The sequence below is a fragment of the Lichenicola cladoniae genome (assembly GCF_013201075.1).
GTDB classification, from domain to species: domain Bacteria; phylum Pseudomonadota; class Alphaproteobacteria; order Acetobacterales; family Acetobacteraceae; genus Lichenicola; species Lichenicola cladoniae.
This window is the reverse complement of record NZ_CP053708.1, coordinates 3522984-3537000: the sequence shown is the minus strand read 5'-3', so window position 1 is coordinate 3537000 and position 14017 is coordinate 3522984. Positions and strand designations below refer to the sequence as shown.

The window sequence follows — 14017 nt, the reverse complement described above, 5'->3', positions numbered from 1 at the left end:
GGAAGCGGATATTGGTCTTCAGCATGGCGATCTGCCCCGATTCAATGGGAATACCAGTCCGGAACCGTCGTCCGGTGGTCGTCACGCATCGCCTGGATTTCGGCGCTGCGGTGCTGGCGGTAGAGACTGCGTATCGTTGCATAAGGGTCTAGCGCATTCCGCTTCAGCTGGTCGAGGTCGTCGAGCACCTGCGACCGGGCATCGATGACGCCGACCCCATAGCGCGCCCAGTTGAAGGTGAGCAGACCATAGCCGCGTGGAACGTACGTGAACGGGGACAAGGCGATATCGATCCCGAAGCCGGTGAGGGCGCGCGGGCTGGACGGTCCGAGCAGCGGCAGGAACAGATATGGCCCCTGCGGCAGGCCCCAGTTGGCCAGGGTCATGCCGCCGTCGGCCGTGTGGGCCGGATAACCCCAGCCCTTGGCCACGTCCAGCACGCCGCCGATCCCGATGGTCGAGTTGACCACGAACCGTACGAAGGTGTCGCCGGCGCGGCGTGGCTTGGTCTCGAACACGTCGTTGAAGAAGACGACCGGGCTGTTGAGGTTGCGCAACACGTTGTGGATGCCGGTGCGGACCGGCAGCGGGACCGCCCAGACATATCCTTGCGCCACCGGCCGGAGCGTATAGGCGTCGAGCGTGTCGCCGACCCGATAGAAGAACCGGTTGGTCGGCTCGAGCGGATCGTTGGACTGGTTGTATTCGCCGAGGAGCGCCGGATTGGCGGGCTTGGTCGCGCAGGCTCCGAGCGCCAGCAACGAAAGCGATGCAGCGATCGCAGCCTGCACTTTCCGCGACCGTCTGGCCCGAGTCTCTGGCTGCATTCTTGACCTCGGCTACCCTGATGGCGGGCCTGGAAAAACCCGGACGCGGTTCAGCATGGACAGCATTGCCGCCCCTCCGAACCAACTGAGCGACCTGTCTAACATGGGTTCGGCCCGGCGCAATCCTCGCGGTCGGGAACGAAGTTGCGGTCCTTGTCGTCTGGTCGTGGTTGACTACGATCGAAACCGGAGAGGCGGTCGCGGGCTTGCAGCCTGGCCGCTCGCCCCAACATCCTATCCAGCACCTTCGCTGCGGCCTATCTCGAACCGGATCACCATGATCGACCTTGATGACGGCACCATGGCACGAACCGACACTCCGACCGGACGCGACGGCATGATGCCGGCGTGTTCAGAGGCGAAGTCGATGCCGCCGCTCGAACGCTGGCTGACCGGGCCGAGGGTTGCCGGGCTCCCCGCACCAAATGCCGACCGCACGCCGCCGGTGCTGTCCTTCGAGTTCTTCCCGCCACGCACCGACGTGCTGGAGCAGCAGCTCTGGGCGTGCATCCGGCGGCTCGAGACGCTGCGGCCGAGCTTCGTGTCGGTGACCTACGGGGCCGGCGGCTCGACCCAGGCCCGTACGCACGACACGGTCGCGCGGCTGGTCAAGGAAACCGACCTGACCCCGGCGGCCCACTTGACCTGCGTCGATGCCAGCCGCGGCGAGGTGGACGATGTCGCACGGCGCTACTGGGATTGCGGCGTAAAACACATCGTCGCGCTGCGAGGCGATCCGACGGTCAAGGGCGGCCGCTTCGAGTCGCACCCCGACGGCTATGCGAGCGCTGCCGAGCTGGTGGCCGGACTGAAGCGGGTGGCCGACTTCGAGATCACGGTCGCGGCCTATCCCGAGATGCATCCGGAAGCGACGAGCCCCCAGGCGGATCTGGATAACCTCAAGCGCAAGCTCGATGCCGGCGCCAATCGTGCAATCACCCAGCTCTTTTTCGACGTCGAGACATACCTGCGCTTTCTCGACCAGTGCCTCGCCGTCGGCATCACCGCGCCGGTCGTGCCCGGCATCATGCCGGTCTCGAACTTCGGGCCGGCCAAGCGCTTCGCCGAAAGCTGCGGTGCCCGGGTACCGGACTGGCTGGAGTCGATGTTCGCCGGCACCGAAGGCGATCTGGAAACCAGGCGCATGATCGGCGTCGCCATCGCCGCCGAGCAGGTGCGTCTCCTGCAGGCCAACGGCGTCGACGAGTTCCATTTCTACACGCTCAACCGACCCGACCTGACCTATGCGATCGCCCATATTCTGGGCGTGCGTCCGGTTCAGGCCGAGCCACCATTGGTCATGCCTGCAGGCTGAGCTGGCTCCCGGGCGCTGCGGACGACGAGGCTCCGCCGCTCGAAGCCACCGTGGTGCTCGACACGACATTGCCCTTGGTGCCGGTAACGGTGGTGGTGATCGATCCGTCGGCATTGGTGGTGACGCTGGTGGTGTTGCCGGAGGTCGATTGGCTGCTACCGGACGCGGAGCCGCTGCCTGACGGCTTTGCGACGGCGGATGCCGGTGCCGGGGGCGCCGGGGCGGTGGCAAACGAGGCCTGACTGACGCTGCCACTCATGGCGTGAGGTTCCGATCCCGATGTGAAAGCCATCGGGATCATCCGCCCGCGAAGTTAACGAGGCGTTATGAAGCGTCCGTCGTGTTCGCCTCGGTGGCGACGGCTTGCGGCCAGTGCCAGGCAAGGTTGTGGATCAGCAAGGCCACTAGCCCCGACCAACCGGTCTGGTGCGATGCCCCGACGCCACGTCCGGTATCGCCGTCATAGTACTCGTAGAACAATAGCAGGTCGCGAAATGCCGGATCCTCCTGCAGCGTGGCCACGTCGCCATGCACCGGCCGCCGGCCATCCTTGCCGCGAGCGAACAGTCCGATCAGCCTGTGCGACAGATCGGTCGCCACCGCGCCCAGGTTCATCCGCTTCTCCGAGCCGGTCGGGCAGGCGATCTCGTAGCTGTCGCCGTAATACCGGTCGAACCGGAACAGGCTCTCGATCAGCAGGTAGTTGACCGGCATCCAGACCGGACCGCGCCAGTTCGAGTTGCCGCCGAACAGCCTCGACCGGCTCTCGCCCGGCCAGTAACCGAGTTCGAAGCGCTTGCCGTCAAGTTCCAACTGGTAGGGCGCCGTCTCGTGCGCCTTGGACACCGCGCGTATTCCGTTCGGCGACAGGAACTCGTCGCTGTCCAGCATCCGTCCGAGCGTGCGCGACATGCGGTGCGTCCGCAGCAGCGACACCAGCACGGTGCCTTCCTTGCCGACCCGGTCCCAGTTCGACACCTGGGCGGCGAGGTCCGGACGGTGTTCGAGAAACCAGCGCATGCGTGACGCGAATGCCGGCAGGCGCTCTATTTCATCGGCCTGCAGCACGGTGACCGCATAGAGCGGGATCAGCCCGACCATCGACTTTGCCCGCAACGGAATACGTTCGCCGTCCGGCATCGACAGCGTGTCGTAGAAGAAGCCGTCCTCTTCGTCCCAAAGGGCGTTACCGTCGGCGGCGGCGATCAGCAGGAAATGCTCGAAGAACTTGGTGGCGATGTCCTCGTAGGCACTGTCCTGCAAGGCCAGCTCGATCGAGATGTGCAGCATCGACAACGCATACATCGCCATCCAGGCGGTCCCGTCCGACTGCGACAGGGTGCCGCCGCCCGGCAACGGCGACGACCGGTCGAAGATCGCGATATTGTCGAGGCCCAGGAAGCCGCCCTGGAAGATGTTGCGGCCTTTCTCGTCCTTGCGGTTCACCCACCAGGTGAAGTTCATCGACAGCTTGATGAACACGCGCTTCAGGAAGTCGTGGTCCGGACGCCCGTTCAGCGCGCGATCGATTTCGAACACCCGCACCGCCGCCCACGAATGCAGCGGCGGGTTTGCATCACCGAACGACCACTCGTAGGCCGGCATTGCCGCGTTCGGGTTCATGTAACCCTCCCGCGTCAGCAGCAGCACTTGTTCCTTGGCGAAATCCGGGTCCACCAGCGCCAGAACCACCGACTGCAACGCGAGATCCCACGACGCGAACCAGGGATATTCCCACTTGTCCGGCATCGAGATGATGTCGGCGGCATTCAGGTTGTCCCAGTCGCCGTTGCGCACCGCGCCGCGATCGGGGGGAGGCGTCGGGCCTTTCTCGTCGCCGATCAGCCAGCGATGCACGTCGTAGCGATAGAACTGCTTGGACCAGAGCATGCCGGCCAGTGCCTGTCGCTGCACCAGACGGGCATCGGCATCCTCGACCTTCTCCTGCAGGGCTGCATAGAACGCGTCGGCCTCGGCCAGTCGCGCTGCGAACACGCTGTCGAAATCGGCGAAGGCATCGCTGTCGTCGCGATGCGTGCGCAGCCGCAGCCGTATCACGCGGCTTTCGCCAACCGCGAGGGTCATCCGGTGCAGGGCCGCGCATTTGGTGCCGGTCCGGCCATGGTTGATGGCGGCCTCGCGACCATCGACGATGAAGTCGTTGATCCCGTCCTTGAAGAATCCGACGTCGCTCGCGCCGTACAGCCGGTTGACGTTGGTGTTGTTGTCGCAGAACAGCAGGTCGGCACCAGCCTCGACCGACAGGCGCATCTCCGGCAGCGACGACCGCGTGGCGGCGATCTCGGTATCCGAGATCGCACGCAGCAGCGGCTTTTCGATACGGTCGGACCAGGACCAGACGTTGCGCGCCCAGAGTTGCGGCAACAGCCAGAGCGGCGCCGGGTCCGGTCCGCGGTTGATCACCGTCACGCGCATCAGGATGTCGTCGGGGGCCGCCTTCGCATACTCCACGAACACGTCGAAATAGCGTTCGCCGGCCAGGATGCCGGTATCGATCAGTTCGTATTCCGGCGCATCCTGCCCGCGCGCGCCGTTGACCTTTACGAGTTCATCGTACGGGTAGGGCCCGTGCGGATACTTGTAGAGCATCCGCGAGTAGGAATGGGTCGGCGTGTTGTCGAGGTGGTAATAGAGTTCCTTGACGTCCTCCCCATGATTGCCTTCCTGGTTGGTCAGCCCGAACAGCCGCTCCTTCAGGATCGGATCGTGGCCGTTCCACAGCGCCACCCCCAGGCACCAGCGCAGCCGCTCGTCGCCGAAGCCGGCGATCGCGTCCTCGCCCCAGCGATAGGCGCGGCTCCTTGCATGGTCGTGCGGCAGGTAGTCCCAGGCCTGGCCGTCCGGACTGTAATCCTCGCGGACGGTTCCCCACTGGCGGTCGCTGAGATAGGGGCCCCAGGCCTTCCACGGCACGCGCCCGGCCTTGTCGGGCCGCGCTGCGATCAGCCGCTGGCCCTCGACGGTCTCCATGATTTTCGGGCAGGCGGGCGGCGTCGTGCCGGTCATGAGGATAATCCCGCGACGGCTGCGATCCGGGCACGTGTGCCGGCGTCGGCTTGCCCGTTGATGGTTTCCTGTCGCCAGTGCCGCTGGAACGCAGCCAGCGTCAGGCCAAGCGGTTCGTCCAGGCTGCCGTTCCCGGCGATGTCGTAGCCGATCCGTCGAAGGTCTTGCCGCACGGCTTCCAGGCTCAACGCGTCGGCCACCACGTCATCCGTCCCGGCATCCGCCACGCCTTCGGGGAACACGCCGATGCCTGCGTCCGCCAGCCCGGGCCAGGGGAACAACTCGCCCGGATCCTGCTTGCGGTCGGGAGCGATGTCACTGTGCGCCACGACCCGGATCGGCGGGATCGCGTGGCGCGACAGGATGCCGAGGCAGAGCCGGCGCAGCGCGTCGATCTGCACCGCCGGAAACGGCCTGTAGCCCCATTCGTGGCCGGGATTGACGATCTCGATGCCGATCGACGTGTCGTTCAGCATCGATCGTCCGCGCCAGACGCTGATGCCGGCATGGGACGCGCGCAGCGCCTCGGGCACCAGCCGGAAGACGCGCCCGTCCTCCTCGACGAGATAATGCGACGAGACCGCGGCGTCCGGATCGCGCAGCCGGTCGAGTGCTGCCTGGCCGGTCTGCATGCCGGTGTAGTGCAGCACCAGCGTGTCGATGACCGAGCCGGGGTCCCGCTCGCGGCAGTTCGGGCTCGGGCTGTCGATGATCGCGTCGTGCATGGAGGCTCCTGCCAGTCGCCGGGTCCGTCGGAGCAGTATTGCCCGCGGTGGACCGACCGGCCAGAGCGGGGCCTAGATGCCGCGGTCGCGCTTGATGCGGTCCCAGGCGGCATTGACCCGCGCCACCCGATCGGAGGCGGCGGCAATATCCGTCGCCGGCGTGCCGCGCGCAGCCAGCGAGTCGGGGTGGATCTCGCGCATCAGCTTGCGCCAGGTGGCCCGCACCTCGTTGTCGCTGGCATTGCGGCGCAGTCCAAGCACGGCATAGGCGTCAGGCTCGCCGACGGAGGCGCGCGCGCCGCCATTCTCGGCGCGGTCCCAGGCTGTAGGGCCGAGGCCGAATGCGTGATGCACCGTGCCCAGGAAGTCGAGCTCCTGCCGGTTGAGCGGCCCGTCCGACTTGCCGATCAGGAACAGCGCGGCGAGCACTTCTTCCAGCACATGCGGCTGGTCGGCATAGGCGCGCCCGAGTTCCTCCGCGAACGGGATGTAGTCGTCCGTCCGGGTGCGGGCCTGGTCGAACAGCCGGCCGATCTCCCGGGTCGATTCGGACGGGATACGAAAGCTGCGCTTGAAGCTGTCGATCTCCGGCCGGTTCACCGGCCCGTCGCACTTGGCAAGCTTGGCGGACAGGATCACCACCACGATCGCGAACAGCTGGTCTCGCTTGCCGGCCACCGCTGCCATCTTCACCGCGAATCGCAGCGCCGCGCCGTTCGGGTCGGGTGCCGCCCGGTTGCCGGTCTCGCTGCCAAGGAACCCGGTACCGCCCCAGCTCCCCCAACCACCCTGCGGCGGGTCGAGCAGGGCGCCACGATCGGCCGCGTGGCCCAGGGCCGTGCCCACCATGGCTCCGATCGGCCCGCCCATCGCGAAGCCCGTCATCCCGCCGAAAAGTTTGCCCCAGATCGCCATAACCTGCCTGTATCACAAGCCCGCATTGGATGGGCTCCTGCTCTAACGGGCAAGTGCTGACGGGTTTGCGTCCGGTCGCGCCATCCGGGCCTCAGAGAGGCCGGGGACGGTCGGAACAGACGGAATGCGCCAGCCTGAGCAGCCGGGTGGCGCTGTGTGGCATGCCGGCGCGGTGCGCCTCCTCTGCCAGCGCGAGCAGCTGGTGCGACAGCAGGAGCGGGCTGACAGTCTCGTTCCGGTCATTGTTGCCACCGGTGTGAAATGAGGAGCGCATCGGACTTTTTCCTTCGGGCGGATCCGGCCCCCTGTTGGTGCCGTGACCGACCTTGGACGCCGATCGGTTAATAAAGTGTTGCCCGGTCGGCCGGTGCGGACGCCTGTTCCACAAGTCCGACGGAGCTGGCCGCGATGTCCGGGCGGCTCCAGCCGGGACCGACCGCCTGCTCGAGAGGCTCCGGACGGTGGATCCCGTAGCCCTGGCCGAAATCGATGCCCAGGCTCGTCAAAGCGTGCTTCTGGTCGTGGCTCTCGACATATTGCGCGATCGTCATGACGCCTAGGGTTGAAGCCACGTCGCGGAAGCAGCGGACGGCGGCGATATCGAGCGGGTCCGCCAGGATATTCTCGCTGAACTGGCCATCGATCTTGATGAAATCGACCGGCAGCGCCTTCAGATAGCCGAACGAGGATGCGCCGGCTCCGAAATCGTCGAGGGCGATCTTCACCCCCATGCCGCGAAGTTCGCTGATGAAAACCCGCGCATCCGCAAGGCGTGTCACCGCCGACGTCTCGGTGATCTCGATACACAGCTTGCTCATGTCGAAACTCGCCCGCTGCAGCATGGCGCAGATATCGGCATGGAACGCCCGGTCGCCGATCGACTGGCCCGACACATTCACCGACAGCATCCCGATCGTGTCGAACAGCCAGGGGCTGGTTTCGAGGAGATGGATGACCCGGTGAAGCACCCATCGATCGACGCGGGCGACCATGTGGAACCGCTCGGCTGCCGGCACGAAGATCCTCGGCAGAACCAGGCTGCCATCCATGTCGCGGAGACGCAGGAGGACTTCGCAGCGCACGTCGGACCGGCCGTCGGTCAGTGCCTCGATCCGTTGTCCGAAGAGCTCGAACTGATCGTTCTCGATCGCCTGCTCGAGACGAGCCGCCCACTGCACGTCACCCAGCCGATAGATCACCGACTGGTCGCTCTCGGACCAGGTCTTGACCTGGTTGCGTCCGGCTTCCTTGGCGGCGTAGCAGGTCATGTCCGCTGCCTGCACCAATTTCTCCCGGGCGGACCAGCGTTTATCGAAAGGCACCAGCCCGATGCTGCTTCCGACGCGAAAGCGGCGCTGGTCGTGGAAGAAGCGGTGTTCGAAAACCTCGATGCGGATTCGTTCCGCGATCCGCTTTCCATGCTCGACCGGACAGTCCTCGAGGATCACCGCGAACTCGTCGCCACCGAGGCGGGCGACCATGTCGCGATCCCGGACGCATGCGGTCAATACCTGGCTGATCTCGCGCAGCAGCACGTCGCCGATCAGGTGCCCGCACGTATCGTTGACGATCTTGAACTGGTCCAGGTCGATGAACAGCAGAACATGCGAGAAGTCCGGATGGGTCCGTGCCCGGGCCAGCAGCGCATCGATCCTCGTCTCGAACGCAACCCGGTTGGCCAGATTGGTCAGGGCGTCGTGGGTTGCGCGATGTTCCATCTGCAGATCCTGGCGACGCTGCTCGGTCACGTCCTGGAATACCAGTACCGCCCCCAGGATCTGTCCGTTCGCATCCTGGATCGGGGCGGCCGACGCGGCGATCGCATATTCGCTGGCGTCGCGGGAAACCAGGACCGTGCCCACTGCGAGCTTGATGGTACTATTGAGCCTGATGCATTCCTCGACCGGATGGAACGTCACCTGACGCTCGACCTCGTTCAGGAGCCTGAACACGGTCGCGATCGGCTTGCCCAGCACCTCGTCGCTCGACCATCCGGTCAGCCGCTCGGCCACCGGGTTCATCCATCGCACCAGGCGTTCGGTATCCGTCGTGATGACGGCATCGCCGATCGAGTTCAACGTCACCTGAAGCAGTTCGCGATTCACCGCCAGTTCGCGTTCGAGCCGCTTGCGGCCGGTGATATCCTGGAATGCCCCGGTCAGTCGCGTCGGCGCACCCTCCGTCGGCTCGGCCTGTCCGACGACCCGTGCCCAGAACGGACGTCCGCGCGCCGACACGAGCTCGAGTTCCAGGTCCCACGGCACCCGATGCATGATCGCCTGGGTGATTGCAGCGTCGATGATCGGTCTGGAATGGCTGGTGTAATACAAGAGCCATTCCTCCAATGTCGGTTGAAAGCCGGGTTCCCGGTCGTGCAGTCTGCAGGTCTGATCCGACCAGCTGACCCGGCGCGTCGACAAGTCGAGTTCCCAGCTGCCCATGCCGACGGCCGAGACGACATCGTCCAGCGTGTCCGGACCGGCCAACAAGGCCGCTTCGGTCGAACGCTGAAGGGTGGTTTCTTCCACCACCGTCGTCATGCGCGAGAACGTCTCGTCCGGCGCACGATCGATGCTGGAAGCCAGTCCGACATCGATGACCGTGCCGTCCTTGCAGACCATCCGGCACTCGACCGTCTGGATGTCGCCCTCCTCCATCGTGGACGCGCGCGCCATGTCGACGGGATCGGGTTGCAGAGGGCTGGCGAGAAAGCTGCCGAATGGGCGACCCAGGACTTCCTGCCTCGTGTAGCCGAGCCTGGACAACCATCGATCGCTCACGGCGATCAATTGTCCTTCGGCGTTGGTCGATTGCAGCATCGCCGGAGTGGTTCTGTATAGGCGTTGCGTATTGCGTCGCGACCGGGCCTGATTGTCGAAGGTCACCAGGAACTTTTGCCTGGTGTCCAGTGCATTGATGACCGCCATCGACAGCGTCGACAGGGTCCGGATCTGATGATCAGTCAGCTTCCCGGGCTTCTCGTCCATGACGCAGAGCGTGCCGACACAGAAACCATCGATCAGCAACGGCATCGATGCGTAGAATCGAAATCCCCGGTCTCCCTGAACCAGCGGACTATGCAGGAATCTCGTGTCGAGCCTGACATCCGGTATTTCCATGACCTGCGACATGGGGATAGCCAGGAAGCAGATCGCCACATCGCGCGGGATCTGCGGGTAATCCTTGACCCCGAAGATCGACTTCGCCCAGAGCCTTTCCTGATCAAGAAAGTTCAGGCGGGCAGAACTCGTACCACAGACGTCTGCCGCGACCTGCGTCAGCGTATCGAAAATGTCCTCTGGCTGGGTATCGAGGATCCCGAGAGAATATAATCGAACCAGGCGCTCGATCTCGTCGACCTGCAGCACCATCGCGACCAATCCAACGTTCTTCCAGCTGCAGAAGAGCAGATGTCTCAATTATGATGCAACGGAACTTACGCGGCTGCAACGCCCAAAAAATCATATGGGCTTATAGGCTTGAATTCATATTGTGTAATGCAAGACGCATTGAAGACGGTCTCTTGCCGGTCAAATACAGGGAAAGGTTCTCAACCCTGCATAGAATTCACGGTATGAGTCGCGGCACCCAACGCCAGTACCCGCAACGCGGATGCGAGGCTGCGGCCGGGGTCGCGTGCTGCATCCTCGGCCGCGACGAGCGTGATCAATGTCTGGCCACGCGCAGCCGCGAGCGCGTCCAGTGCATCCCAGAACTCCGGTTCCAGCGCGACACTGGTGCGGTGCCCGGAAAGCGCCAGGCTTCGCTTGACCAGGCTCGACGCCGTCATGGCCCAAGCCGGGCGCAGGCCCACCCGGCGGCCTCCGCCACCACCGGATCGGCATCGGCGGTGAGCGCACTCGCCGTCGGCAACAGTTCCGGCAGCCCGGAATTGCCGATCGCGACAAGAACGTTGCGCACGAACCGGCCGCGCCCGACCCGCTTGACCGGCGATCCGGAGAACAGCGTGCGGAAGCCCGCATCGTCGAGCCGACCCAGTTCGGCCAGTCGCGGCGCCGTCAGGTCGTCACGCGCCTGCAGCTTGGCGGTATGCCCGGCCGCGGCGAACCGGTTCCATGGGCAGACGGCCAGGCAATCGTCGCAACCGTAGATCCGGTTGCCCATCGCTGCCCGGAACTCCAGCGGGATCGGTCCCGGGTGTTCGATCGTCAGGTAGGAGATGCAGCGTGTCGCATCGAGCCGGTAGGGTGCGGGAAACGCGTCGGTCGGGCAGGCGGTCAGGCAGCGCGTGCAGCTGCCGCAGCTGCCGGCGCGCGGTGGCGTCGGCGCCAGCTCAAGGGTGGTGTAGATCTCGCCGAGGAACAGCCACGATCCATGGGTGCGCGAGACAAGGTTGGTGTGCTTGCCCTGCCAGCCGAGCCCGGCCCGCGCCGCCAGCGGCTTCTCCATCACCGGCGCGGTATCGACGAACACCTTCACCTCGGGTCCGGCGTCGACGCGTGCCTGGCTCACCACGAACTGGGCCAAATGCTTGAGCATGCCCTTCATCACGTCATGGTAGTCGCGGTGGCGCGCATAGACCGAGATCCCGCCACGGTCGGGCCGCGACTGGATATGACGCGGGTCCTCGCCGGGTGCGTACGACAGTCCGAGTGCGATCACGCTGCGTGCCTCGGGCCACAAGGCCTGGGGATGGCTGCGCTGCTCGGTGCGTTCGGCCAGCCAGCCCATCTCGCCATGCTGGCCGGCGGCCAGGAAATCCATCAGCCGGGTGCGCGCTTCGGGTCCGAGTGCGGCGTCGCAGATGCCGAACGCGTCGAAGCCGAGCGCCAGCGCCTTGTCGCGGATGCGCTCGCCTGGCGTCGGGGCCGTCCGCGCTACCTCGGTCACGGCGGCGGATCGCCGGCTGCCCAGCCTGCTCGCAGCTCTATTGCATGTGCGCCGAGCCGGGTTTCCAGGATCGCCGTCCGGATACCCTGCATCACCCGCTGGTAGTAGGTCAGGTTGTGCCAGGTCAGCAGCATCGGCCCGAGTATCTCGTCGGCGCGAAACAGGTGATGCAGGTAGGCGCGGCTGTGTCTGGTGCAGGCGGGGCAGGGGCAGCCGGCTTCCAGCGGCCGCGGGTCGAGCGCGTGACGGGCATTGCGCAGGTTGAGCGTCCCGAACCCGGTATAGGCCCGCGCGGTGCGTCCGGACCGGGTCGGCATGACGCAGTCGAACATGTCGATGCCGCGCATCACCGAGCCGAGCAGGTCGTCCGGCGTGCCCACGCCCATCAGGTAGCGCGGCTTGTCCGCGGGCATCAGCGGGACGGTTCCGTCGAGCGTCTGGAACATCAGCGCCTGGCCCTCGCCGACCGCGAGCCCGCCGATCGCGTAGCCCTCGAAGCCGATATCGGTCAGTGCCCGCACGCTCTCCGCCCGCAACTGCGGCTCGGTGCCGCCCTGGACGATGCCGTACTGCGCATACCCGTCACGGGCCACGAACGCCTCGCGCGAGCGTGCCGCCCAGCGCATCGACAGCCGCATCGAGGCAGCGATCGCGTCGGTCTCCGCCGGCAGGGCCGGGCACTCGTCGAAGCACATGGTGATGGTGGCATCGAGCATGTGCTGGATCTCGGTCGAGCGCTCGGGCGTCAGCCGGTGCCGGGAGCCGTCGATATGCGACTGGAACGTCACCCCGTCCGAGTCCAGCTTCCGGAGTGCGCCCAGCGACATCACCTGGAAACCGCCGGAATCCGTCAGGATTGGCCCCGGCCAGTCCATGAACCGGTGCAGCCCGCCGAGCGCCTGCACCCGCTCCGCACCCGGCCGCAGCATGAGGTGGTAGGTGTTGCCGAGGACGATGCCGGCACCGGTCGAGCGCACCGAGTCCATCGTCATCGCCTTCACGGTACCCGCCGTACCGACCGGCATGAAGGTCGGCGTCGCCACGACGCCATGCGCGGTATGAAGGTGGCCGGCGCGGGCGGCGCCGTCGGTCGCCTCCGGCTGCCAGCGGAACCCGTTCATGACGCAGCCGGATCGTGCTGCAGCAGGCAGGCGTCGCCGTACGAATAGAACCGGTAGCCGGTCGCCACCGCGTGCGCATAGGCGTCCAGCATGGTCCGGCGTCCGGCGAACGCGCAGACCAGCATGAACAGGGTCGAGCGCGGCAGGTGGAAATTGGTCAGCAGCAGGTCGGCGGTGCGGAACCGATGGCCGGGCTTGATGAACAGGCTGGTCTCGCCATCGAACGGCTGTACCTGGCCGTCCGCATCGACGGCACTTTCCAGCAGCCGCAGCGAGGTGGTGCCGACCGCGACGATCCGGCCGCCGCGGGCGCGTGCGGCGTTGATCGCGGCGGCTGCGTCCGCGGAGACGATGCCGCGCTCGGCATGCATGCGGTGCGCGCTCACCGCATCCTCGCGCATCGGCAGGAAGGTGCCGGCGCCGACATGCAGCGTCACGGTCAGGTGCCCGATCCCGGCCGCCTGCGTTTCCGCCAGCAACGATGGGGTGAAGTGCAGCCCGGCGGTGGGTGCGGCGACCGCGCCATCGGCCTGGGCGAAGACGGTCTGGTAGTCGCTGGTGTCGTCGGCGGTCGGCCCGTCCGGACGCTCGATATAAGGGGGCAGCGCGAGCCGGCCGACTTCCCGCAGGAACCGGTCGAAGCCTGCATCCTCGCTGAACCGCAGCACGGCCGCGCCGCCTTCCTCACGGGACACCACTTCAGCCGTCATCGTGCTTCCGGGGAAGCGGAGCATGTCGCCGTCATGCAGGCGACGCGCGTTGCGCACCAGCACATGCCAGCTCCCGTCTGCAAGGATGCGGTCCAGGGTAATGCCGATCCGCGCGTCGCCCCGGAAGCCGGTGAGTTGTGCCGGGATCACGCGGGTGTCGTTGGCCACCACCAGGTCGCCCGCCCGCAACAACGACGGCAGGGCCGCCACGATGCGGTCGGCCACCCGGTCGGGCCCGACATCGAGCAGCCGTGCGCTCTCCCGCGGCCGCGCCGGGACGTGCGCGATCCGCTCGGGCGGCAGGTGAAAATCGAAGTCCGAGGCAAGCAGGCTCATGACCGGCACGATCTACGTGCTGCGGCCCGGAATCGCCAGCCTGCAACAGCCTTATCGGCCGCCGATACGGCACCGGCGTGATCATCCGGCCCGATCCGTCGGTGCGTCCGTATCCGGCTCCCGCCATACGAAAGCGCGCCAAACGTTTCGGCATCTGGCGAACCCCGACCTTGTGTGGTTTGAACCTGCG

General features: G+C 66.1%; 12 protein-coding genes. 1 reads left to right on the top strand and 11 read right to left on the bottom strand.

Translation table 11 applies throughout. The features are described 5' to 3' along the window. Positions 1 to 41: 41 nt before the first annotated feature. Entirely contained in the window at positions 42 to 827 is a 786-nt protein-coding gene (locus HN018_RS16040) for an MlaA family lipoprotein (RefSeq protein WP_171833120.1), read from the bottom strand. A gap of 367 nt (positions 828 to 1194) precedes the next feature. Between HN018_RS16040 and metF the strand changes: the two genes are divergently transcribed. Next, the gene (gene metF / locus HN018_RS16035; protein WP_171833527.1) at positions 1195 to 2142 is read left to right on the top strand and encodes a methylenetetrahydrofolate reductase [NAD(P)H]; all 948 of its coding nucleotides are present in this window, start codon (positions 1195 to 1197) and stop codon (positions 2140 to 2142) included. Here the strand turns inward: metF and HN018_RS16030 are convergent. The 10 genes from HN018_RS16030 to queA form a co-directional block, all read right to left on the bottom strand. Continuing rightward, positions 2126 to 2401, bottom strand: coding sequence for a hypothetical protein (locus tag HN018_RS16030; protein WP_171833121.1), 276 nt, complete (start codon positions 2399 to 2401; stop codon positions 2126 to 2128). The two genes, metF and HN018_RS16030, sit on opposite strands and share 17 nt — an antisense overlap. A 65-nt stretch (positions 2402 to 2466) precedes the next feature. Then, positions 2467 to 5169, bottom strand: coding sequence for an MGH1-like glycoside hydrolase domain-containing protein (locus tag HN018_RS16025; RefSeq protein WP_171833122.1), 2703 nt, complete (start codon positions 5167 to 5169; stop codon positions 2467 to 2469). Further along, positions 5166 to 5894 carry an N-acetylmuramoyl-L-alanine amidase gene (locus tag HN018_RS16020; RefSeq protein ID WP_171833123.1) on the bottom strand — a complete coding sequence of 243 codons (729 nt, stop codon included), beginning with the start codon at positions 5892 to 5894 and terminating at the stop codon, positions 5166 to 5168. The genes HN018_RS16025 and HN018_RS16020 overlap by 4 nt, the downstream gene beginning before the upstream one ends. Positions 5895 to 5966: 72 nt before the next feature. Beyond that, a complete protein-coding gene (locus HN018_RS16015; RefSeq protein ID WP_171833124.1) occupies positions 5967 to 6809 on the bottom strand; it encodes a TerB family tellurite resistance protein in 843 nt (280 codons plus the stop codon). Positions 6810 to 6900: 91 nt separating this feature from the next. Continuing rightward, complete coding sequence (locus HN018_RS16010; protein WP_171833125.1) at positions 6901 to 7083, bottom strand: hypothetical protein; 183 nt, start codon at positions 7081 to 7083, stop codon at positions 6901 to 6903. Between the two features lie 67 nt (positions 7084 to 7150). Then, positions 7151 to 10180: an EAL domain-containing protein gene (locus HN018_RS16005; RefSeq protein ID WP_171833126.1), complete on the bottom strand. Its 3030-nt coding sequence runs from the start codon at positions 10178 to 10180 to the stop codon at positions 7151 to 7153. A 179-nt stretch (positions 10181 to 10359) separates the two neighbouring features. After that, positions 10360 to 10599, bottom strand: coding sequence for a ribbon-helix-helix domain-containing protein (locus HN018_RS16000; RefSeq protein ID WP_171833127.1), 240 nt, complete (start codon positions 10597 to 10599; stop codon positions 10360 to 10362). Beyond that, on the bottom strand, positions 10596 to 11660 hold the full coding sequence (queG, locus tag HN018_RS15995; protein ID WP_171833128.1) for a tRNA epoxyqueuosine(34) reductase QueG: 1065 nt from the start codon (positions 11658 to 11660) through the stop codon (positions 10596 to 10598). The genes HN018_RS16000 and queG overlap by 4 nt, the downstream gene beginning before the upstream one ends. Continuing rightward, complete coding sequence (gene tgt / locus HN018_RS15990) at positions 11657 to 12781, bottom strand: tRNA guanosine(34) transglycosylase Tgt (protein ID WP_171833129.1); 1125 nt, start codon at positions 12779 to 12781, stop codon at positions 11657 to 11659. Before tgt ends, queG begins: the two co-directional genes overlap by 4 nt. Continuing rightward, positions 12778 to 13827: a tRNA preQ1(34) S-adenosylmethionine ribosyltransferase-isomerase QueA gene (gene queA, locus HN018_RS15985; protein WP_171833130.1), complete on the bottom strand. Its 1050-nt coding sequence runs from the start codon at positions 13825 to 13827 to the stop codon at positions 12778 to 12780. Before queA ends, tgt begins: the two co-directional genes overlap by 4 nt. Between the last annotated feature and the right edge of the window lie 190 nt (positions 13828 to 14017).

Bases quoted from the DNA above. Each gene is read 5' to 3' on its own strand.
- HN018_RS16040 (WP_171833120.1), bottom strand. From the start codon at position 827: ATGCAGCCAGAGACTCGGGCCAGACGGTCGCGGAAAGTGCAGGCTGCG.
- metF (WP_171833527.1), top strand. From the start codon at position 1,195: ATGCCGCCGCTCGAACGCTGGCTGACCGGGCCGAGGGTTGCCGGGCTC.
- HN018_RS16030 (WP_171833121.1), bottom strand. From the start codon at position 2,401: ATGAGTGGCAGCGTCAGTCAGGCCTCGTTTGCCACCGCCCCGGCGCCC.
- HN018_RS16025 (WP_171833122.1), bottom strand. From the start codon at position 5,169: ATGACCGGCACGACGCCGCCCGCCTGCCCGAAAATCATGGAGACCGTC.
- HN018_RS16020 (WP_171833123.1), bottom strand. From the start codon at position 5,894: ATGCACGACGCGATCATCGACAGCCCGAGCCCGAACTGCCGCGAGCGG.
- HN018_RS16015 (WP_171833124.1), bottom strand. From the start codon at position 6,809: ATGGCGATCTGGGGCAAACTTTTCGGCGGGATGACGGGCTTCGCGATG.
- HN018_RS16010 (WP_171833125.1), bottom strand. From the start codon at position 7,083: ATGCGCTCCTCATTTCACACCGGTGGCAACAATGACCGGAACGAGACT.
- HN018_RS16005 (WP_171833126.1), bottom strand. From the start codon at position 10,180: ATGGTGCTGCAGGTCGACGAGATCGAGCGCCTGGTTCGATTATATTCT.
- HN018_RS16000 (WP_171833127.1), bottom strand. From the start codon at position 10,599: ATGACGGCGTCGAGCCTGGTCAAGCGAAGCCTGGCGCTTTCCGGGCAC.
- tgt (WP_171833129.1), bottom strand. From the start codon at position 12,781: ATGAACGGGTTCCGCTGGCAGCCGGAGGCGACCGACGGCGCCGCCCGC.
- queA (WP_171833130.1), bottom strand. From the start codon at position 13,827: ATGAGCCTGCTTGCCTCGGACTTCGATTTTCACCTGCCGCCCGAGCGG.